The organism is Faecalimonas umbilicata, from assembly GCF_004346095.1.
GTDB lineage: Bacteria > Bacillota > Clostridia > Lachnospirales > Lachnospiraceae > Faecalimonas > Faecalimonas umbilicata.
Genome location: NZ_SLZV01000037.1, coordinates 1 through 21,372, shown reverse-complemented (window position 1 = coordinate 21,372; position 21,372 = coordinate 1). Strand labels below are relative to the sequence as shown.

The window sequence follows — 21,372 nt, the reverse complement described above, 5'->3', positions numbered from 1 at the left end:
ACTGAAATTTAAAAAGCTATTACATACTAATTATTTTTCTAACCGTATTCGCTGTTCTTATCGTTAGGTTTGAGCTAATATTTGCACTTGCTGTTTTAGACCACCAGTTTGTTTTTTGGTAATCTTTACGGCTGAAAGACCAAAATACCGTTTCTTTATATTCCTCTATCTTTTCTAATCCCTCTTTAGGCTCTCCGATTTCGTTATATACATCTTTGAATGTAGCGGGTGGCATGATAAAGATTAGATTGTCATAAATCTCCTTACTTTCATCTCCCCACCAGTCGGGCGCATGATGTAAAATGTCCTCAAGTTCTTCTTTTGATATGACAAAGACCGGAATATTTAAACTAAAATGATTTTTAATCATTTCTTCAATCTGGCTTGTAAGCTTGATTGTGTCAGATTCATCACTTGAAAAAATCACATTACCGCTATTTAAATAGGTCTTGATCTCTGTATAATTAAGTTTTTCAAAACCTTGCTTTAATTCGTCCATTGGCACTTTGTTTTTTCCGCTTATATTGATACCTCGCAATAAGGCGATATATCTTTTCATATTCTTAACCACCTCTACAACTTCAAATTCTACTTCTATAATACTTCTTAGTGAACTCTGTAAGCTTTAAATAATCTTTACCAAAAACAAAGATGCGGTATGCATTTTTTCCTTGTGAATAATTAGGCACATCGTTCCTCTCAAAGCTTATATTATAAGTTTTCAGTTCCTGCTCTGCCTGTTGGATTTCCGCTTCAGACCAAACCCACGCAACCAAATGTGCTTTATTCCACTTATCAGCCAGAAGTTTCTCAAGTGCATATTCTACTAACTCCTGTTCACTTGAGAATGACTTTATTATCTCTTTATTTCCTCGTTCAGAATATCCAAACTCATATGCATCACTGTTTTTTTTAATAACAATCCCTTTGTGCGCATAATGTTTTCCGATGCTAATTTCTGCAAAAGAATAACACTCGTCTTCCAAATATTTTTCTAATTCTTCTATACTTTTCATATAAACCTCGTGTGCAAATTCAAATTTCTTGCTAATATTATACTTTATCCACATAAAGAATGGAAGAAATTTTCTGCCTCCACAGGCTAATAGAATGATTTTTTTACTTATAGTCCGCTTCGACCATACTCACGACTTAATGACTTCTTGAATACTTCCCGAAAAAGAAAAACTGCCATCAGTTGACAGCAGTTTCCTTTCGGCTGGTATTTCATTATGAATACACAATATCATTCAGTACAATTTCATCTACACAGGATTGAATGTTATTCATCAATCCTATCCATCCCATCATATCCTCAGACTTTAGCTTTTCCGTCACACCTTGCCTTACAGCCATTTCCTTTATCAGATAATCAGCCATATTACACGCCGAAATATCTATTTGAATAAGATGTTCATTTAACTTTCCACTTGCAAGTAGCGTAAAATAGAATGCTTTTCTGTGTTCTCTTAAATATCGTTCTCTCATTCTTCCGTATTTTGAGAGGGTAGGTGGTTCTTCTATCATCAAGCAGGGATAGTAGTAATCTCCGATGAGTTCGTACTGGATACCGGTTCTTTCATCTGTGATAAATCTTTGCATTGTGCTTTCTCCTTTTGCTTCTTATGGTAAAACTCCAAGGTTTTCTTATTATGGTTTATCTTTTTGCATTTCTCAGAACAGAATTTCTGCTGACTGTGTGTAGGCCAGTATAACTTGCCACACACTTCACATTTACGCTGACGATAATAGTGATCGCCTTTTTCTGCAACTCTGTCAGCTTTTACTTTGTCCTGTCTTGCTTGGTTGCAGCACTCCTTTGTGCAGAAAATCTGTCGGTTGCTTGCAGGGATAAATTCTTTCCCACAATAAGGACATACTTTCTTTTTAACGATTTCACCACCATTTTCAGCGATTTTCTTCGCTTTTCGTTTCTCTCGGTAGGCTTTTTCTCGCTTACGCTGTTTCGCCAATCGCTCCATCTCTTTCTGTTCTTCCTGTGCCTTTATTTCAGCAAGTTCTTCTTCCGTATAGGCAATATCTACTTGCCCAACATAGTTGAAATAAATATCAACTTTTTGTGTTCGGGATTTTCCCACTCCCTCTGCTTCATAAACAACAATCTTGTCAATGAGTTCGTGGAACATCAAATCAGAGATTTCAGTCGGTTCTTTATACTTGCGTATCAGCGATATAAAATGCTTCACATCAACCTTATTTACTTTTTCTTCGGCAAGTTCCTGTTCCATCGCTTCAATCTTTGTTTCCAGTTCTGCCTGCTCATCATCATACTGCTTCATTAGTTGCTTATATTGTCTTTCGGGCAGTAATCCCGATATAAGATTTTCATACAAGCCACGAATAAGGGTAGTCAGTTCATCATATCGCTTACGATAGCGTTGCAATTCTGATTGATTTTGTTTCGGCTTATCCGCTTGCTTATCATTCCAAAGTGCTTGCAGTTCCTTTGCAAATGCTTCTTCATCATTCAGAACGAACCTTGAAAAGCGTTTTACCGTTGATAATATCAAGGCTTCTACATTATCAACACTAATGGAATGAGCAGTACAGGAGTTTACTCTACTGGCATATCCACCACAACGATAAGAATACTGCAAAGAACGGTCTTTTTTGCTGTAATGTGTCTGTAAGGTCAATCTTCTGCCACAATCCGCACAATATAGATAACCGCTTAATCGGTTTGTGTGTGTACCTCTTGCAGCTGTTCTGTTTGCTCGTTGCCTTCTTCTTTGAACACTGTCCCAAAGTTCTTGCGATATGATAGGCTCGTGAGTGTTATAAAACACATATTGTTCTTCTTCATCGGTACTTTTTCTCTTATGCAGCTTAAAATTCGTGCTGACAGACTTTCTCAAAACAGTATGTCCAAGATATTCCTGTCTGTCTAAAATCTTTCTAACGCTTGATACACTCCAAATACAAGGGTCTGCAAACTTTATTCCGTTATATTGTTCGGGGTGATATTCTTTAGCGTGTGCTGCTGGGATTAAAACCTTTTCTTCGGTCAGTATCTCTGCAATTTCTCTTGGACTTTTACCATCATTAGCAAGCAGAAAGATATGCTTTACCACCTCAGAAGCCACAGGATCAACCACAAGTGTCTGCTTATCGGTTGGTAATCGGTTATAGCCATAAGGAATTGAACCGCTACAACGCTTTCCATCTTTCATACGAGCGTCAAATACAGCCTTGATTTTGTTGCTTGTGTCTTTTGCATACCATTCATTCATAATATTCAAGAACGGTGCAAAGTCATTATCTGAAGCATTATCACTATCAATACTGTTGTTTATTGCAAGAAAACGAACATCTTTCTGTGGAAATAAAACTTCCGTATAAAAGCCAACTTGCAGATAATTTCGCCCTAATCGGCTCATATCCTTAACAATGATTGTTGCGACATTGCCTGCTTCCACTTCTTTAATCAACGCTTGAAAACCTGGGCGATTGAAATTCACACCCGAAAAACCATCATCCGTAAAGTGTCGAATGTTACCGAACCCATTTCTACGGGCATAATCTTCCAAGTATTTCTTCTGATTGATAATTGAATTTGACTCGCCCGTAAGGTCATCGTCCCTTGATAATCGCTCATAAAGTGCGGTAATTTTTGAAGTCCTTGACATTCTCTTAACCTCCTTTCGTTATGTATTCTTGCAATTTAAAAAAGACGATGTTTATCGTCCTGTTAAAGTATAGCCCTCCGGTGCAAATTTCACTATACTTATTGTCGTTTCAAAAACATATGCCCCAACTACTTTTTTACTAAAAAAAGCCTAGAAGAGACAGTTTTTCTTCTAAGCCTTTATACTTTATCACAGAATTCTTTTGCTTCTATTTCTCCTCATGGTCATGAGGCATTTTTCGCTTAAATCGCGTCTTATGAACTAGCCGACTTTTCTTCACGTGCTATTTGAATTGTTTCTAATGCTTTCTGAATTCGCTCCTTTGCATAAGGAGGTCTTAAATTCAATGATAACCGTCCCTTTTGGATTATATAGGTTTCACTTCCTTCTTTTGTTGAGTTGCTTAGATAGCAGCATTCCGGATATCTCTCCGCAAAATTCTTTAGTCGTTTCTGTAATCCCTGATTAAATGTATAGACACTATAATAGTGATCTTCTTCATTTGTCAGGATAATCGTTTCTTTTTCATACTTTGACAGTTTCATAGCATCTATCCTCTCCTCCTTTCCATATCCTGCTCCAAATATCTCGGTACCGGTTTTCCAGATTTCACAGCGATTGCAATCTGTTTTTCTCGTAATCTCTTGATTACCGACTCTCTTTTCTTTGATTTCTTTTTTGAGGCTTGGTCTAGCTTCTGTACCAGCTTTCTTTCCACTCTTTTCTCTTCCACATTTTTCAGATTGTTTACCTGGCCATCCACCATATTATAATTTCCTTCTGTTCCGGATTCCCAGCTTCTCTCATAAGTCCCATTCTCAAAAAATTTCTGATAATGTTCCAGCCTGTCTTTATATTTTTGATGTTCCTGTTCCCTTTGTTCCGGTGTTTTCATAAGCTCATGGAGTTTCTGTTTGGTTTTTTCATCGAATCCATTCTGACATTCCTCCATGATCATCTTCCCATAACTATCTAGGATGATATAGGCAACCTGTCTGTGATATTCCTGATGCTCCATGAGATAAAACTGTTTTCCATCAATGATGATGTCATCCGTAGCCATCCAGTTTCCCGGCTTTCCACTAATGCGGTAATTTTCCGTATCCAACGTGACCAATGTACCTGATGGGTTTAATCGGATGAACCCTGATAAAAGCTGTGGATAATCTTCATTGACATAATAACAATGGATTTCCCCATTCTGATTCAGTACAAGCACATCACTGACTTCACAGGACTCTTTCATGCGTTTCCATAAAGCAATTGCACTCTCCCCCGGCAATAATGGCCTGATATCTATCTGCCGGTAATATTCAATCCGTATCGCAAGTTTCCTGCTTACCGCTTCCTGATAGGAAAGGTGCCAAAGGTCTCTCCCTTCCGAGTGACGGTCTACTCGGTAAACTGCAAATTGATCATTCTTCATAAGCATCATCCTCCAGGTTATTCAGATAACGATTCAGATCCAGGGAATAATAATATTTATCTTCGATCATCTGTAACTTACTGATCGCAGATGCAATGGTTTCCAGCAGATCGTCTTCCAACGGATCTTCTTTCATTTCTTCCAATGCCTCTAAGGTGTCTTTCAAAATATCTATCGTATCCTTTCTTGTGTTTTCCTGGAAAAGAGCCACAACCGCCAATTCATCTTCTTCAAATGTTACTTTACTCATAAGCTCATATCCTCCCTTCTTTTTTGAGATTTGGTTTTCTGTATCTCTCCTTTTTCTTCTTTTGGTCTGGTTTTCTCTACATTCAGAGACTTTTCTTCGATATATTGTTCTACACGTTTCAAAGCTTCCTGTACCAACTTATTTTCTTTATAGAATGGTATGGAATCTAAGATCTCTCTTTGTGATCTTCCGGCAACCATCAGATCCATCATTCCGTCATAATCGCTTCCTTCCTGCAGGTTAAATCCAACAGACTTGATCCCATTCATCCGTTCTGCCGGTATCTTTTCATAAGCTTCCAATGCTTCCGGCAGACTAAGATCATGATGAACTTCTCCTAATACCGGAAACTCTGAACATTCTGCCGCATAGAAGCTGATACAGCTCGTTTGCTCTAAGACATCCTTTTTCTGAATGTCACTTTCCATTCCAAGTATCTTTTTTCTCTCTTCCACAAAATCCGGAAGTTCCTGGAATCCAAAGCGATCCACAAAATATGCTTTCATATCCCCATTCTGATTCATGATCACAACATCACTGACAGACAGGGAGTGTGCCTTATAATCTGCCGGTGGATCATCATTAAAAATACTGTAAACCGCATTCATATCTTCATTTGGCAGATACAGGCTGGAATAAACACATCGATACTGATCAGCAGTTACCGTGATCCCTTTTTCCTGCAAGTCTTCCATTCCCACAAATAATTGAGCTCTTCCAGATCCATTTTTATCCAAATGATAGATTGAGAGCCTGCATTCTTTCCTTGTAAACATCATTTCTTCAAAACTCTGTTCAAACCGTTCCGGATATATCACTCGCTCTACACGTTCTTTCTGGATCGGATCTCCTTTTTCTATGATTGCTTCTACCCATCGTTCCACTTCGTTCCAGGATTTCGCAAATAAATGCCCCTGCATCCTATGGGCGCCATCCGGAATAAACTGCAGATGTTGGGAATTGCTTTCTTCTTTTGCAAAACGGTATCCGGCAGCTTCTACTGCAGCAAGTAATTTCTCTTGTTTCTGTTCCAGCATCATTTCTATTTTTTCTGTCAGTTCATCGATCATTTCTCCGGCCGTCTTACGGATCACATCCATAGATGCTTTCAATTCTCTCATTTCTTTTCCACTGCTCCAACCTGCAATATACGGAAAACTGTATTCTGACGTATCCAGTTCAAAGGCAGAGCACACACAATATGCAACGGATTCTGCTTCCACTTCTTTTGTCAGCCGGTCCTTCTCAATGCTCTGGCTTTCCATGATCTCCTTGTCATGTAACCTTGCATGTGCGGTTTCATGGATTGCTGTTTTTAAAGTCTGGCTCTGGCTCATGTCTTTTTTGATTACAATCTCTTTATCCAGGTTGTGATAATAACCGTTTGCAGATCCTTCAATCGCATCGAATCGTATCGGTACTGGTGAGATTTCCTGGATTGCTTGCAGAAATAAGTCAAAATCTTCTACTGCCGCTGTCAGGATTTCAGGAGCAAGTGTCTGGATCGGCTCTCCTGTGGTCTGTTCAATATCAAATACTGTGATGGCCTTGAAACACGGAAGTGTAACCTCCACCTCTTCCGTCTCTGGTTTTCCATCCGGACCGATGACCGGTTTCTGATCCTGATCCAATACTGCCTGTTCCTTTTTCCTTTTGATTGGTGCCGGTGCAATAATGGTGATTCCTTTCTCCCCTTTTTTTACCTGTCTGCCCATAGACTGCCAGTTCCGATATCCCGTTACTAAGGTGGCATCCGGTCTTTGCATGGCGATCAACAGCGTATTATTAAAAGAATAATTATGGAATTTTGACATGGTTTTCAAATATTCCTGATACCGTTCACTGGTAAATAATTCTACAACTCCTGTTTCCAGATTTTGCATGATACTGTCCATATCTTTTCCCTGTATGGGAAGTAATTTGGTTTTTGTCAATTCTTCGCTCATTCATTTCCTCTCTTTCTCTTTCAAAAAATCCCCCATACAGCCGTGTGTATGAGGGATTCCCATCTTATTGTTATACGGACTCTACACTTCTATAATTCCATAGCATGTTTCTTTGGTTTTGGATGCTCCATCTTCTGCTCTTTTCCGGTATGTTCATTTTTATCGAGCTGAGCTGCCTTTTCTTTCTGACGGTCTTCAAATTTATCTGCCCTTTCAAATACCCGGTCTTTCACATCATAATGATAGACATGATCGGAAAGTCGTTCTTCCGGAGCGACTTCATTTTCATTGATTGTCTGGACCATATCCTCCAGAACCCGGTAATCAAATGCTCCATTATCTGGAATGACTAATGTTTCATGAGTGGAAGAAGGCAGAATAAAGAAGTCTCCCTGAAAACCTTCCCCAATCTGATCCATTACTTCCGGATAAAAAATCACACCTGCTCCATCCACTGTCTGTGAGTTCGTTACAATAAACATCGGATTCTCACTTCCCATTCCATTTGAGATAACTTCTGCAATACTCTGAACAGATTCATCTTTCAGAATTGTTTCTGATCCCATTCCCATAAGCTGCTCGATCATACTTCCCATTACCATCACATGGATGGGTCTGACATTCGGACTGTTTTCCATAGCATCTGCATGAAGCTGTTCCTCACTGATCCCATAACGCTTTAAAATATCATTCGTGATCGTCGTAGAACCCACCCCAATATCATCAATGCTGATCGCAAGATGATAGGTAATTGCCAGATCTTCTCTCATCTGGTGAGGTACGTTCTGCAGCATTTCTTCATTTTTTTCTGCTGAAGATACGCGGATGAACAGCTTATCCTTTGCAGTCTCATATTCTGTGATGCTCTTCGGATCAAACTGTTCCGGTGCATCAAGCACCAGCTCCGTAATATTTCTCAAAATGTTTTCCATAGAATTCTGTGGATCTGACTGGAACATTTCGTATAACTGATTCAGGTTAAAGGTCGGCGCGATTACCTGATTTTCTTTTAAGACCGTGATTCCGAGATAATTCTCATTTAATTTCTTGATCTCTTCGATTCTTACCTGTGCATCTTCATATTCAATCGGAAGAAACTGTTTGATTCCTCCCTTTACTTCGTCAACAAATTGATTAAAATCCATATCTTATTCCTCCTTCTATTTTCTCTTATTTTTCTTCGTTGTTTTCTTTTTCGGGAAAGATAATGAAAATGTCACTCTCCCGTTTTCATCGGCTTCCATATGCAGATCTGCTTCAAAATACAGATCTTTTTTTCTGGAATACAGATCCTTCACATGAACACTTCCATTCTTCAAAAGCTCAGCAGCCATCCTGGCATCCATATCCTTTTCCATACTCTGTAAATACTTGTTTTCTTTCCAGAGACAAAAATCACATGCACGGTTACCGCAATAGAAATTTTTCTTTCCTTCATAGACCAGGCCGCCACAGACCGGACAGGTTCCCACGCTCTCTTTTTTCTGGAACCTTCGTGTCTCTTCTTCCGGAATGGAGTCACAATGATTCAGCATCATGGAAAGCAGCTTTTCGATACCTGTCATAAACTGCCCCGGAGCCATCTTTCCCTGCTCCATCTCTAACAGTTGATTTTCCCATTCTGCAGTCATGGTGGCAGACTTCAAGAAATCCGGTAAGATATCGATCAATACTTTTCCGTCCTCTGTTGGAAGGATCTGTTTGCCTTTTCGTACCGCATACTGGGAAGCGATCAGTTTTTCTATGATCCCTGCTCTTGTTGCCGGAGTGCCCAGCCCTTTCTTCTCGGTATCTTCCTCAAATTCTTTATTTCCAGCGGTCTCCATAGCTGCAAGCAAGGTATCCTCACTGTATGGTTTCGGCGGTGCTGTGAAATGTTCCGTTTTCACTGCCGATACGTTGTAAAACTTATGATCTGCTTCTACTTTGGGAATGCTGTCTTTTCCTGCATCTGCCGGGTTTTCTATGGCAAGTCCGTCATCATTCTTAAAGCATTCCTCATACAGTTTCCAACCGATCTGTTTGACCACTTTTCCTTTTGCTTTAAAAATCTCATCCTGACATCGTACTTCCACCTCTATCTCCATGAATACATGATCTTCTCCCATTGCTTCTACGGTATGTACTGCGATCAGGAATAAAATCTTCTGTTCCCATTCTCTTAACTTAGAGAAATCAAATTCTGCAAGTTCTACCGTAGGAATGATTGCATGATGATCCGATACTTTCTTGTCATTCAGCACCTTCTTTACCTCCGGTGTTTTGGGCTGGTCAAACGGTCCCATCAATTGGTATTTCTCATGGATCTTACGGATCACTTGTTTTGCTGTTTCTTCCATATCACTTGTCAAATACTGGCTGTCCGTTCTCGGATAAGTGATCAGCTTCTGCTCATACAGGCTCTGCGCCGCATTTAATGTCTGCTGAGCAGTCATTCCATAGATACGGTTCGCCTCTCTCTGTAGGGTTGTCAGGTCATACAGTTTCGGTGGTTTTACCGTCTTTTCCTTTGACTCCACCTTTTCCACAATCGCCTCACTACCCTGACAGGTTTTCCACACTCTTTCTGCTTCTTCCACATCGAAGATTTTCTTCTTCTCTGCGATCAGTCCATCACAATCCAAAACTACATTAAAATATTTTTCTTTTTTGAAACCGGAAATCTGCTTCTGCCTTTCGACAAGCATGGCAAGTGTCGGTGTCTGCACGCGTCCAACTGCCAGCTTTTTAAAATATTTTGTCGTGTAAGCTCTGGTCGCATTCATACCGACAAGCCAGTCTGCCTGTGCCCGGCAAACCGCTGCTTCTGCCAGATTATGGTAGGTTTCTCCAGCTTTCAGATGTTCCATACCTTCTAAGATCGAAGAACTTTCCAGCGAACTGATCCATAATCTCTTGACCGGTTTTTTACTTCCGGACAGATCATATACATGCTTAAAGATAAGTTCTCCTTCCCGTCCGGCGTCACAGGCATTTACCACAAACTCGATATCCGGGCGGTTCAGCAGCTTTTTCAAAATATAGAACTGTTCTTTCTTATCTTTGGATACTGCCAGTTTCCATTCCTCTGGGATGATCGGAAGATCCTCATACAGCCATCTGGTGAACCTTTCATCATAAGAATCCGGTGGAACATATTCTGCAAGATGGCCAAAACACCAACTGACAATGCAGCTCTTTCCTTCCAGATACCCTTCTTCTTTTTTTGATGCCCCGATCACTTCTGCAATCGCTTTGGACACGCTTGGTTTTTCTGCAATTACTAAATACATAACTTATTACCTCCTTCATATAACGAAAGGAAACGCCCCAAAAATACAGGGCGTTCCACTCATTTTTTTTATTTTTTATTCATTTTCTTCTTCCCGGTCTTCAAATTCATCCTCATTGATGATTTCCAATCCGTCACTTGTTTCCAGTCCTTCCTCTTCAAAATCCTCTTCTTCCTCTTTCTTTGGCTTATAGATCTTGAAGTAGTAATAAGCTGCAACTCCACCTAACGCAAGAATAAGGATCGCTGCCATTGCTCCCATATTCGCTTGTGGCATCTTCTCTTTTTCCGGCTTTGCTGCCTCTTCTTTTTTACCGGTTTCTTCGGTCTTATTCTCATCAATGACTACCTGCGGAGTGGGTGTGACAGTTGCCGGCCCTTTTTCCTGATCCACAAATTCCTTCAGATCATTTTCATCTACCTGAGATAACAGATATACATTCTGGGAGGTAGAACTGCGGTCAATCACAAGATAAAAGGTATTGTTATTCTTTGTTGTAATCGTAAGGAATTCTTTACTGGATCCATTCTGGATATCATCCTGGACTTCCCCATTTCCCGGTTCTGTAAAAGCATCTTCTTTCTTCTCTGTTGTATTATTTTCCGGCAGAATCCCCTTATCTGCCGGCTTTTCTGTTTCTTCATTCTGTACCGTTTCCGTCTGTGCTGCTTCTGTATTTGCCGTCTCTGCCGACGGATCCACATATGCAAAGGCTGTTGTGGATGCGGAAAAAAGCACCATAACGCCTAACAATACTCCTGCCACTTTCTTATTCAGTTTTTTCCATTTCACCATACGGATGTCCCTCCTCTTTCTTTTCTGTAAATACAAAGGAGCCTGTTCCTTCTTCCTCAGACTCCTGGCTGACCTGAAATTTTACGGTTCCTTCCTGGATTCCATTCAGAAGATCATGCAGGGCATGACTGTCTAATTTCATTCCGCGGATGCTTTTGATCATCTCATTATCTTCTTCCTGTTTTAAAGCAGCATGAAGTCCTTTGAGATACTGTTGAAGATCAGCGATCTTCTGTTCTGTCTTATGGATCTCCTCCATATATTTCTTGATTTTTTTATTCAAATCTTTCACTCTCCTTTTCTTATGGCAATCTGCCAAAACACATAAAATGTTGCTGCCAGTATGCTGTACCGATATTGGAATAATGGATCGGATCCCCACAATGGATCATCATGTTATTTCCCACATAGATACCCACGTGGCTTGCTCCTGGCGTACTGTACGTTCCCTGGAAAAAGATCAAATCCCCTGGCTTTGCATCTCCCGGAGAAACAAACGTACAACTGTTTCGCAATCCCTCTGCGGTCTGTCTTCCCAGATTCCATCCGTTTCCACAATGATTGATCACATAGGATACAAATCCGGAACAGTCAAATCCAGAAGGGGAATATCCTCCCCATACATACGGGACTCCCAGATATTTCTCAGCTTCCCGGATCATCCGGGCAAATTCTTCATCCTGTAATGCTTCCGGCGGTATCTCATAACTCATTCCGTCCGAACCGGAGCCTGTGGAGATATTTCCTATATCCCACAAGTAATTTCTGTTTCCATAGGTGGTATTCAAAGCATTGTATAGGATCATCTGTTCCTCATTCAGATTGGCTCTTGCGACTGCATCAAATCCTGTATTCCCTAAGGTTACATACAAGATCTTTTTCGTTGTTGTATTCGTTACCGTCACTTCATTGCTTCCGTTACTATCCGCAATAAACGCTTCCCAAGTCTTATGACCATGTGCGGATGCTGCGCTATGATTATCATAGTAAACATCGAACTGCACTCCATATCTTGCAAAGGCTCCCGTATCCTCTACGGTATATTCCACGCCATTCATCACAATCTTTGTTCCCATCGGAACAAATGGATCAGAAGCATCTACCGCGATCGTATGGTTTGCGGTTGGATAAACGCCACTCGCTGTAGGACCGCCTGACCATTGTCCGCAACAGATCGAACAATTACAGTAACCGCTGGTAACTACGTTCCCTAAGGATTCCCCTACCCGTACCGTTTTCGTTTCTGTCACGGTTTCTGTTTTGCTTTCCGTATCCAAGCTGTACTGTGCTTCAAATAAAGCCTGTAATTCATCCTTGATATCTTCAAATTTCCAATCCCCATATTTTGCTGTCAGATAGGAGATCAGATGATACGGATTATGAGCGATCTCGCCTACGTTGTACTGGTATTCATCATAGTCCGGATGAGTGGCTTCCATCTCATTGATCTGCTGGTTCAAAGCCGTTTCCAAAGAAACATAGTATTTCTCAGCCGCATAGATATCTTCATCCGTTCCCGGATATGTGGTGATCTCGATCACAGAGCCGCCCCCTTGTATGGAAGCGCTGCAGCTTCCCAAAGATACTGCCACGATCAGAAATAAGAGCACAAAAATACCGGCGCCGAAAAATACAGCCCGATTCCGCTTCACAATCTCTTTTAATGCGATCTTCGCTTTCACGGTTATATTCTCAACGCCGGCAACAGTTGCCGCCCCGCCTGCACTGCCTGCAGTTTTTCCTGTTCTGGCAGCCCGATAGGCATCCTTATATCGTTTTCTCTGGAAAAAGCGGTTCAGAACCCTTTTTTTCTCTTCCGACTTTTTGGCCGTTTCCTCCGCCCCTGCTTTCCCCATGCTGTCACTCATACCAAATTTTAACTTTTCTCCGGTTTCATCCAGATGATATCCTCTCTGGTTTGCCTTTACATCTGCTCGCTGACTCCGAAGCTGTGCATAGCGCAGACCTCTTACCGCTGTTTCCGTCCCTCTTTCTGCAAACTGAACTGTTTCCGTTGCAACATCCTGCTCCTCCTCTTCTGGATCCGATATCCCTTTTGAAACTGCATCCCTTACCGCATACCTTCCAATGGTTCTGCCCGGTTTCATCCCTGGACCTTTTACCATCTGATTTTCCTCATCATCAAAAGATAATCTTCCGAGTTTTGTCTGCTCTTTTCTCATCTGTTTTTGGATCTGCTTTTTCCGGATTTTTTTCTTCTGTCCGGTCAAGGAGTCATCTTCCGGTATCTGCGCATGTTCCCGAAACTTTTTCTTGTATTGGGGAGATTTTTCAGATACGTTTTTCTCCCCAAATTCCTCTCCGTCTAACACGGATTCTTCTAAAATAGATTCCTTGGATACTGCTTCTTTTCGCAAAGAAGATTTTCGGATCTGCTTTTTTTGCAGATTTCGTTTCTCTCCTTGTTCATCCGACTGCTGGGCTTTCTTCTTTTCCCGGTCAAAAACAAAGTCCTGTTTCATTTCCGGCGGTCTACCCCGGCTTTTATGGCTGATATCTTTTACGGAACCATCTGCTAGATTTTCTTCCGTTAGGCCGTCTCTTGTCATTTTACTTACAACTTTCTCTCTTCCTTTCAGTTCTTTCCCTGCCAAGACTTCCGCCTCCTTCCTTTTCTCTTTGTTCCACTTCTTCCGGCTTTGTTGTCATCAGAGAATATAACTTCAGGGACTTATCAAACTTATCCTTAAACGGAATGATCGTTGTCCCATAAAAGAGAAGTCCTTCTCCTTCCCCGGAATTCGTAACATAAGACAACTGATACGGTGAGATATTTAATTGTTTTGCCAGAATCTGCCGGTCACCTGCAGCCTGATTTAACATCAAAATAAAGTCACTGTTTTATAGTGATAGGTAAGCCTCTGATATCATCTCGGGCTTTTCCCCCACTCCACACCGTGCATGCGACTTTCACCGCACACGGCGTTCCATCGGTTAGTATTTTTCATTGTCTAAACAATCAACCTTTGAATAGAATAAAAACTGTAGTAGTTGAAATAAGATTAAATAGGTTGCATGGAAGCCAACTCACGAAGGTGGTTAACCTTTATAAGCTGTTTGTTATCTAGCTGTAGTAAATCCATATATTTGTAAATAGTTTCCGCTTTTGAAGCATGAATGAGTTTATGGACGGAATTCTTTATGAGAATAAGATTCTCATAGGCATCCGTACCGCCTAAATGTCGAGGTAACTTATGATGGCAATGAATTTCCCCAACAGAGGAGAATTCAACACCGGTTATAGCACATTTTCCCCATTGGGCTGAAAAGAGAGATATTCGATTGTCTGCGTATTCCGCACTATTGGAATAGACTGGTTGACGCATGAGAGCCAACATCATAGGGATGTTGATTCTCAGACAGTTGTGAATACCTTCACGTCCTTCGGGAGTGTAATAATTCCAGCTCTTCTTACGGAAAAGCGGATTTTTGTGCTGTGTGTATCCTATTGGATACACGGGCTCATTCGTACCAGCGACATATCGCATCATTTTGGATTTACCAAAACGGGCTTTTTCAAACTCCGTAAGCTCTCGCCCTGTTTTCACAAGGCGGTTGCCTGTGCGAGTGCTAAGCCTGTTTGTCAGCAAGGTCATGACTGTGCGGTTAAGGGAAGCACAATCATGATTAACATGTGTGGCAATACAGTAGTAATTCTGCATGCCAGTGACCATACTGTTATAGAGTCTGATTTCACCCTGTTCGCCATATATTTTGCGAGGGTGAGCAATTCTCTTTGCCTGTTCTTTTAGCTTCTCCCTTTTGTGCTCCAGATTTTTATCTGCGATATGAGATATAACCACGAGTTTGTTGCCCTTCCTGTGCACTTTCATTTTGAATCCGAGAAAATCAGAATAATGATTTCTTACATTTACAATCCTCGTTTTCTTTTCAGAAATTTCCAGTTTGAGCCTTTCTTTCAGCCACAGAGTGACTGCACATTTGGTGCGTTCAGCAGAGTCCTTAGTCCTGCAAAAGATTCGAAAATCATCTGCATAGCGGACAATGAACATTTCCTTCAGGTTAGATTTCTTAGCCTGTCGATAGCCATTGTCGGGTCTGGTATTCCGTTTGCAAATCGGACACCATTGCCATTGACTTTCCACCCAGTGGTCTAATTCGTTAAGCACGATATTAGCCAGGAGTGGCGATATGATACCTCCCTGTGGGGTTCCTTTGTCGGGCGTGATAAAAGTCCCGTCCTCCAGTTTGATAGGTGCTTTGAGAATTCGTCTTATGACAAAAATCAACTTCTTGTCATGAATACCCATAGCCCATATCTGTCGTATCAGCTTGGCGTGATTCACATTATCAAAGAATCCTTTTATATCGAATTCAATGACATAGTGAAGATTGGCATGTTGAAGCAGCTGATAACTTCTTGCTATGGCATTCTCTACCGAATGGTTCGGTCTGAATCCATAGCTGTTCTTGCTGAACTTAGCTTCACAAACGGGTTCCATTACCTGTTTGATACATTGTTGAACAAGCCTGTCCCAAATACATGGGATCCCTAGGGGTCTTGTCTTACTTGGGTCGTATGGTTTTGGTATCTCCTTACGCCTTACAGGTTTTGGGCGATACCCATGTTCACTTCCATTAATAATAAATCTAACTTTTTCAACAACTTCATCGGGGGAGCATCTTCCGATGTCCTCGATTGTGAGATTGTCTGTGCCATTTGTTTTACTTCCTGTATTTTTCTTGATATTTCTGTACGCTAGAAGAATGTTTTCCCTTTGAAGGATGACAGACATTAAATCTGTGAAAACTTCTCCGTTCAAACTTGCCTGGTATAGATTATCAATCGTATTCTGCATTCCGTAATACTCGTTGTGACGCAGATTATCTTCACATAGCAGTTGCTTTTTCTTTTTCATGGTCATAAGGCATCACTCTCCTTTCTTGGGAAAGTGTCCCTTTTTGTCATACTCGTAATCCTTATAAGATTGAATGACAATAATTGTTTCTAACCGACTAAAGCCCATTCCTCGAGCCCGCCTTTTTCGTAGGGCTGTCATAGGTTCGAGCTTCGCTTTTCAGCACAGATTAAGCGGCTTATATGATTCGTCCGCAGATTGCTTATGAGCAACTCTGTACCTTTCCACGTTCCGATAATTCTATCTGTGCATATATCCTTAGGTGTCCGCTATAGTCCTGTCAGCTTGATTGTGCCTATAACACAATACGGAGTTTCATATTTTCGATTCTTACTCCACCGCACTGACCCACAATTAAGTGTCCATACATTTCTATATGGTAAACATCTAGACCCGTACATTCGCGGTTTTCGTCAGTCCGTCGTGGACATTCTCACCATAGATATTTTATAGACTCCCGACGTGTCATCTGCATACGGTACCTCTACCGCACTTTCGACAGCTGTATTTCTACACTGTTTCGGCAGACTTCCGCCGACTTTATCGAGCTCCAGACCCCAACCATTACAGTCAGAGCCGGTCGAAGTATCAGAGAAGGCATTTCAGGGCGTTACCCCATCATTCTACCTTTCGAATTATCAGTTGTTGCTTACCTCGTATGGAAGTAAGCCCGACGATTTTAGCATCGCATGGCCATAAGTCTATGAAGTTTTACCCTCATAGAGCGATGTTTGTGCGTCAACGTGTCGCACCAAAAATATTTTCAATCTCCCGGCTGGAAAGGAGGTCCTTTATATTCTGCGTGATTCCAGTCGGGATTCCGCCCCACTTCCTAAACCTCTTGAAGATCTCTACCGAATAAGATGCCGTCTGCTCTTCTTTCAGAAGGAGATGGAATTCATCGATATAGTACCAAGTAGATTTTACGCCACGGTTGACAGTCACCCGGTTCCACACCTGATCCTGTATAATCAGCATTCCAAGTTTTTTTAACTGCTTTCCGAGCTCCTTGATATCAAAGCAGACAATCCTGTTATTCAGCTCTACATTCGTCTGGTGATTGAACACCTTCAAAGATCCATTGACATAGATTTCCAAAGCTGTGGCAATCCTCTGTGCCTGTGGTTCTTTCTGTTTGCGGAGACAATCATACAGATCTCCAAGGATTGGCATATTTTCCGGTTTCGGATCAGAAAAATAGTTCTGATATACAAGGGGAAGGCATCGGTCAATGACCGACTTTTCTTCCGCTTCAATTCCATCCCGGCTTCCCATGATCAATTCACAAAGAGATAAGATAAAGTCAGATTTTACTCCCAACGGATTATCATCCTCAGAATAATTCATATTGATATCCATCGGATTGATGTAATCCTTACTGTTTGGGGAAATATGGATGACCTGTCCTCCCAAAGCATGGACCAATGGATAATACTCGCCTTCCGGATCTCCAATGATAATGTCATCATTGGTCGTAAAAAATACGTTTGTCATTTCCCTTTTTGCCGCAAAGGATTTTCCTGATCCAGGCGTACCGAGGATCAGTCCATTTGGATTTTTTGACTTCTTCCTATCTACCATGATCAGGTTATTGCTGGTAGCGTTCAGTCCATAATATAACGAATCGCCGCCCATAAATAATTCCTGTGTGGTAAATGGTACAAAAATCGCTGTACTGGTCGTTGTCAGCGCTCTTTTTATCGGAATATGGCTGACTCCAAGGGGAAGGCTGCTCATCAAGCCTTCTTCCTGCTGATAGTCCAGACGCTTTAACATACAATTATATTTCTGTGCGATACCTGCTGTCTGAAAGATTGCATTTTCCAATTCCTGCTTACTTTTTGCTGTATTTAAAAAGAGCGCTGTTACAAGGAACATACGCTCATTTCGTGACTGCAGATCTTCCAAAAGCCGTTTTGCTTCCCCTCCATAGGTATTCAGATCCGACGGAATGATATCCATATCGTACCCTGCTCTTACTGCTTTTTTCTGCTCTTCAATTTTCATTCTGTTGATATCCGTTACTTTACTTTTTACCAGCTTGATCGCTTTCATCTGATCCACAGACTGAATATGCAGATTTACGATCAAATCCTTATCAATATCCAAAAACTCTGCCAGCATCTTGTCTGTCAACTCCGGAGCAAGGATCTGTAAATAAGAAACCGCCCCCATCGTATTTCCCATCTGGAAGGTCTTCCCATCCTTAAAGACAAAACTGGTAGGCGCTACATAATCTTTTGTGTTCAAACCAGTTTTGATCATAGAACCATAATCAAACTGGAAATCCACCGTAGAATCCGGATTAAAGGTTTCATACAAAATCCGTAATCGTTCTTCCCCATTCAAAGGATACGCCATCACACCAAGAATCTTAAAGTTATTCAGGATATCGGATTCGATACGCTCCAGCTTCGGTTTTGCTTCCCGGATATTTTCCGCTTCAATGGAAAAGGTGATGTATTTCGTTTTCACCAAACCATTGTTTCCTCTTGCAAGCTGTTTTTTCAGCATGTTGGCATATTCCATACGGATATCATCATAAGCATCTCCCTGTGGACTGATCTTGATCACCTGCTCAAACTCCTTCATGCTGCTCTTATGATTGATAAAACTGAGCTGAAAATGGATGCTGCTGTCAAAATAATTCAGGAAATCACACCAGTTTTCAAAGATCGCATTCTTATCTTCATTCTGCGCTAACTGATAGTTGATATCGTAAAACCGGATACATTTGGAATAGATATTTCCCTGCACCCGGCAAATACCATCCCTTCCCATTTCTTTATAGGCAATGGTCTGTTGAACGGTAAGTTTCTTTACATCCTTCTTTCCATTCGTCTTTTTATTTGAGGCTCTTTTTCTTTTTCTTACCACCGCTTTTTCCCCCTTTCCTTTCTTCTTTTTTCAAAGTTTCCTGATCTTCTCCATCCGGATCCAATTCATAATAGTTTTCAGTTTCATATTTTCTGACAGATGGCCGGATAAATTTTACCCGGATCACATGCATCAATACATCTTCCAGATGCATTCCATCTTTCTCATACATGGCAAACAAAAAGGCCGGCAGCATCATAAGTACCATAAGGACTGCAGCATTATTGATTCCAAGAGCATTTCTAAAGAGAAAATAACAGGGAATTCCCATAGCTGCTCCAATGCCAATACAGATCAATTGCCTTTTCGTAAGATTAAATGCCACTTTATTCTTTACTTTCGTTAAATCTTTCGGCACACTCACATACGCCATGTGTTTCACTTCCTTTCTTTTTAATGTGCATTAAAGATTGACTTACTGAGTGATCCTGTCTTGAACAGACTGAAACATAAGATCACTGTATATGCCATTACACCAAATAATGAAGAACTCAGATTATCTGAAAACTGGATGCCTGCCACTAATACTGCATAAATAGCAACACACACCATCATCAGAAATGCCTGGAACGCCAGGGCAAAGAGTCCTCTGAAATAATTCGTTCCGATTTGTCCCCACTCTCTATTGCTCATCGTTGCGAATGGGATTGGTGCAACTGAGGTATAAAGGTAAATTTCTATCATACGAACATACAAGATAACCGTAATGAATACAGACATGATCTTCATACAGAAACTTACGATCAAAGTTTCCAATGCCAATATCACAAGTTCTCCGATCTCCATGCTTTCCAATGTAGCAGATAAATCTGTGATCGCAGAGCTGATATCAATGGATGTATCTCCGGAAACCAGCCCTGCCGCCGAGTTTACGACGTTTTGTCCTACATCAAAGACTGCCATCGTAATGGTAAACGTATTGCTTACCAGATAAACGGCGATCCACATTTTCACAAAATATTTAAAAAACATCCATGTATCAATATCATGCATATTATTTCGCTCTGTCAGCATAGAGATCAGTTCATAACACAGTACAAATGTTATGATGATACCTGCAATCGGCATGATGACTGAATTTGACAGTCCTTCGATCATGCTAAAGATACTGCCATTCCATCCTTGTGGCGTCTGTCCAACCTGGCCCGCAATCTCACTTGTCTTCTGATTGACATCCGTAAACATACGGTCCAGATTAGAACTGATCATACCTGTTAGAAGTTCCCTCATCCATTCCTCAATCGCATCAAAAATTTGATTGAACATGGATCTCTACTCCTTTCCTTTAACCAAATAATCCACTCAAAAGCGGAATCAACTGTGTACCGATCAGGATCACACCACCGCCACTCATAAGCTGCTTAATTCCCTGTGATTTTGCGCCCGGATTATCATTTCCGTAACCTTCCATCAGGTTGATAACTCCCCAGACACCAAGACCTGCACCAATCGCTACGACTAATGTCTGTAAGATTGTAATTGCACTTCCGAAAAATCCCATATTCTTTTCTGAATAAACGCTGTTTCTATGGTCTGCCAGCGTTTTCTCTCTCCTTTCCATATTATTTAGACCTCTTTTTTTACCTGTTTTCTTTGCAAGGTGATCTTATTTTTATCTTCACTTCCTTCTCCTTTCTGCCTGATCATCAGGACTTTTTCTTAAAAAACGCAAAAAAAGAGCACATAGATGGATATCTACATGCGCTAACGCTTTTTATTCTGTTTTCATATCTTCTTTGTGCTTTTCTATGATATATTCTGTTCTGCTTCTTTCACATCCTCTTCTGTTACATTTACTTCATACATCTCAAACTCTGTATTCTGAGAAAAGACCAGTTTATGCTCCAGATATTTTTCCACATCAAACGCATTCCTTTTATCCGCATCCGACAATTCCTTATATCTCTTATGCTTTGTGATATCATATTTGTTACTAAGAAATGGCCGTACGCCTCGAAGCTGTAAGATACATTTATTTCCATCCATTACAGCCAGTTCATCCCGGCTCATCAATTCTTTCCCTGTCTTCTGATAATTCAAACCATAGGACTGGCTTGTTCCTCTGGTATCAGAGGTATTGTAAAGATCGATGGTCTCTTTTCCCAGCGTTTCCGAGATTTCCTTTAACGTGGAGCTTTCTTTTCCTCCAAGAAATAATACGGTATCATGAGGTAAGCTTCAGCTCATCCTTCGAAAAGGACTTGCATCCACTCCCTCCCAAACCGCACGTACACCTCTCGATGTATACGGCTTTCCGC

18 protein-coding genes and 2 pseudogenes are annotated in these 21,372 nt (G+C 41.0%); all 20 read right to left on the bottom strand.

Features of this window, described 5'->3' with window-relative positions; all coding sequences use genetic code 11:
* Window positions 1-19: 19 nt before the first annotated feature.
* Entirely contained in the window at window positions 20-559 is a 540-nt protein-coding gene (locus EDD74_RS13650) for a DUF1697 domain-containing protein (RefSeq protein ID WP_116440978.1), read from the bottom strand.
* A gap of 22 nt (window positions 560-581) precedes the next feature.
* Window positions 582-1,016, bottom strand: a complete 435-nt coding sequence (locus tag EDD74_RS13645) for a hypothetical protein (RefSeq protein ID WP_132038465.1) — start codon at window positions 1,014-1,016, stop codon at window positions 582-584.
* A gap of 214 nt (window positions 1,017-1,230) precedes the next feature.
* Window positions 1,231-1,602 carry a TnpV protein gene (locus EDD74_RS13640; protein ID WP_116440976.1) on the bottom strand — a complete coding sequence of 124 codons (372 nt, stop codon included), beginning with the start codon at window positions 1,600-1,602 and terminating at the stop codon, window positions 1,231-1,233.
* Window positions 1,527-3,647 carry a recombinase family protein gene (locus EDD74_RS13635; protein WP_116440975.1) on the bottom strand — a complete coding sequence of 707 codons (2,121 nt, stop codon included), beginning with the start codon at window positions 3,645-3,647 and terminating at the stop codon, window positions 1,527-1,529. Before EDD74_RS13635 ends, EDD74_RS13640 begins: the two co-directional genes overlap by 76 nt.
* A 254-nt stretch (window positions 3,648-3,901) precedes the next feature.
* Window positions 3,902-4,192, bottom strand: coding sequence for a molecular chaperone (locus EDD74_RS13630; protein WP_116440974.1), 291 nt, complete (start codon window positions 4,190-4,192; stop codon window positions 3,902-3,904).
* A gap of 5 nt (window positions 4,193-4,197) precedes the next feature.
* The gene (locus EDD74_RS13625; protein WP_116440973.1) at window positions 4,198-5,073 is read right to left on the bottom strand and encodes a DUF4316 domain-containing protein; all 876 of its coding nucleotides are present in this window, start codon (window positions 5,071-5,073) and stop codon (window positions 4,198-4,200) included.
* On the bottom strand, window positions 5,063-5,323 hold the full coding sequence (locus EDD74_RS13620) for a transposon-transfer assisting family protein (RefSeq protein WP_116440972.1): 261 nt from the start codon (window positions 5,321-5,323) through the stop codon (window positions 5,063-5,065). Before EDD74_RS13620 ends, EDD74_RS13625 begins: the two co-directional genes overlap by 11 nt.
* A complete protein-coding gene (locus tag EDD74_RS13615) occupies window positions 5,320-7,269 on the bottom strand; it encodes a YodL domain-containing protein (protein ID WP_116440971.1) in 1,950 nt (649 codons plus the stop codon). The genes EDD74_RS13620 and EDD74_RS13615 overlap by 4 nt, the downstream gene beginning before the upstream one ends.
* An 89-nt stretch (window positions 7,270-7,358) precedes the next feature.
* Window positions 7,359-8,414, bottom strand: a complete 1,056-nt coding sequence (locus EDD74_RS13610; RefSeq protein WP_116440970.1) for a DUF5688 family protein — start codon at window positions 8,412-8,414, stop codon at window positions 7,359-7,361.
* Between the two features lie 15 nt (window positions 8,415-8,429).
* On the bottom strand, window positions 8,430-10,541 hold the full coding sequence (locus EDD74_RS13605; RefSeq protein ID WP_116440969.1) for a DNA topoisomerase 3: 2,112 nt from the start codon (window positions 10,539-10,541) through the stop codon (window positions 8,430-8,432).
* 75 nt (window positions 10,542-10,616) lie between these two features.
* Window positions 10,617-11,336, bottom strand: coding sequence for a DUF4366 domain-containing protein (locus EDD74_RS13600; protein WP_116440968.1), 720 nt, complete (start codon window positions 11,334-11,336; stop codon window positions 10,617-10,619).
* Window positions 11,311-11,619, bottom strand: coding sequence for a DUF4315 family protein (locus tag EDD74_RS13595; protein ID WP_016439433.1), 309 nt, complete (start codon window positions 11,617-11,619; stop codon window positions 11,311-11,313). Before EDD74_RS13595 ends, EDD74_RS13600 begins: the two co-directional genes overlap by 26 nt.
* Window positions 11,620-11,638: 19 nt before the next feature.
* On the bottom strand, window positions 11,639-13,906 hold the full coding sequence (locus EDD74_RS13590; protein WP_116441385.1) for a C40 family peptidase: 2,268 nt from the start codon (window positions 13,904-13,906) through the stop codon (window positions 11,639-11,641).
* Between the two features lies 1 nt (window position 13,907).
* Window positions 13,908-14,198: pseudogene (locus EDD74_RS13585) on the bottom strand (VirB4-like conjugal transfer ATPase, CD1110 family); the annotation flags it as partial.
* A gap of 161 nt (window positions 14,199-14,359) precedes the next feature.
* Window positions 14,360-16,237 carry a group II intron reverse transcriptase/maturase gene (gene ltrA / locus EDD74_RS13575; protein ID WP_373241737.1) on the bottom strand — a complete coding sequence of 626 codons (1,878 nt, stop codon included), beginning with the start codon at window positions 16,235-16,237 and terminating at the stop codon, window positions 14,360-14,362.
* A 738-nt stretch (window positions 16,238-16,975) separates the two neighbouring features.
* Window positions 16,976-19,114: a VirB4-like conjugal transfer ATPase, CD1110 family gene (locus EDD74_RS13570; protein ID WP_242990032.1), complete on the bottom strand. Its 2,139-nt coding sequence runs from the start codon at window positions 19,112-19,114 to the stop codon at window positions 16,976-16,978.
* Entirely contained in the window at window positions 19,083-19,487 is a 405-nt protein-coding gene (locus tag EDD74_RS13565) for a PrgI family protein (RefSeq protein WP_116440967.1), read from the bottom strand. Before EDD74_RS13565 ends, EDD74_RS13570 begins: the two co-directional genes overlap by 32 nt.
* Window positions 19,488-19,507: 20 nt before the next feature.
* Entirely contained in the window at window positions 19,508-20,380 is an 873-nt protein-coding gene (locus EDD74_RS13560) for a VirB6/TrbL-like conjugal transfer protein, CD1112 family (protein WP_116440966.1), read from the bottom strand.
* Window positions 20,381-20,399: 19 nt separating this feature from the next.
* Entirely contained in the window at window positions 20,400-20,615 is a 216-nt protein-coding gene (locus EDD74_RS13555; protein ID WP_009268903.1) for a Maff2 family mobile element protein, read from the bottom strand.
* Between the two features lie 245 nt (window positions 20,616-20,860).
* Window positions 20,861-21,280, bottom strand: a pseudogene (locus EDD74_RS13550) (TraM recognition domain-containing protein); the annotation flags it as partial.
* Window positions 21,281-21,372 lie beyond the last annotated feature (92 nt).

Bases quoted from the DNA above. Each gene is read 5' to 3' on its own strand.
- EDD74_RS13640 (WP_116440976.1), bottom strand. From the start codon at position 1,602: ATGCAAAGATTTATCACAGATGAAAGAACCGGTATCCAGTACGAACTC.
- EDD74_RS13645 (WP_132038465.1), bottom strand. From the start codon at position 1,016: ATGAAAAGTATAGAAGAATTAGAAAAATATTTGGAAGACGAGTGTTAT.
- EDD74_RS13610 (WP_116440970.1), bottom strand. From the start codon at position 8,414: ATGGATTTTAATCAATTTGTTGACGAAGTAAAGGGAGGAATCAAACAG.
- EDD74_RS13560 (WP_116440966.1), bottom strand. From the start codon at position 20,380: ATGTTCAATCAAATTTTTGATGCGATTGAGGAATGGATGAGGGAACTT.
- EDD74_RS13615 (WP_116440971.1), bottom strand. From the start codon at position 7,269: ATGAGCGAAGAATTGACAAAAACCAAATTACTTCCCATACAGGGAAAA.
- EDD74_RS13590 (WP_116441385.1), bottom strand. From the start codon at position 13,906: ATGACAAGAGACGGCCTAACGGAAGAAAATCTAGCAGATGGTTCCGTA.
- EDD74_RS13625 (WP_116440973.1), bottom strand. From the start codon at position 5,073: ATGAAGAATGATCAATTTGCAGTTTACCGAGTAGACCGTCACTCGGAA.
- EDD74_RS13620 (WP_116440972.1), bottom strand. From the start codon at position 5,323: ATGAGTAAAGTAACATTTGAAGAAGATGAATTGGCGGTTGTGGCTCTT.
- EDD74_RS13605 (WP_116440969.1), bottom strand. From the start codon at position 10,541: ATGTATTTAGTAATTGCAGAAAAACCAAGCGTGTCCAAAGCGATTGCA.
- EDD74_RS13600 (WP_116440968.1), bottom strand. From the start codon at position 11,336: ATGGTGAAATGGAAAAAACTGAATAAGAAAGTGGCAGGAGTATTGTTA.
- EDD74_RS13565 (WP_116440967.1), bottom strand. From the start codon at position 19,487: ATGGCGTATGTGAGTGTGCCGAAAGATTTAACGAAAGTAAAGAATAAA.
- EDD74_RS13630 (WP_116440974.1), bottom strand. From the start codon at position 4,192: ATGAAACTGTCAAAGTATGAAAAAGAAACGATTATCCTGACAAATGAA.
- ltrA (WP_373241737.1), bottom strand. From the start codon at position 16,237: ATGAAAAAGAAAAAGCAACTGCTATGTGAAGATAATCTGCGTCACAAC.
- EDD74_RS13635 (WP_116440975.1), bottom strand. From the start codon at position 3,647: ATGTCAAGGACTTCAAAAATTACCGCACTTTATGAGCGATTATCAAGG.
- EDD74_RS13650 (WP_116440978.1), bottom strand. From the start codon at position 559: ATGAAAAGATATATCGCCTTATTGCGAGGTATCAATATAAGCGGAAAA.
- EDD74_RS13555 (WP_009268903.1), bottom strand. From the start codon at position 20,615: ATGGGATTTTTCGGAAGTGCAATTACAATCTTACAGACATTAGTCGTA.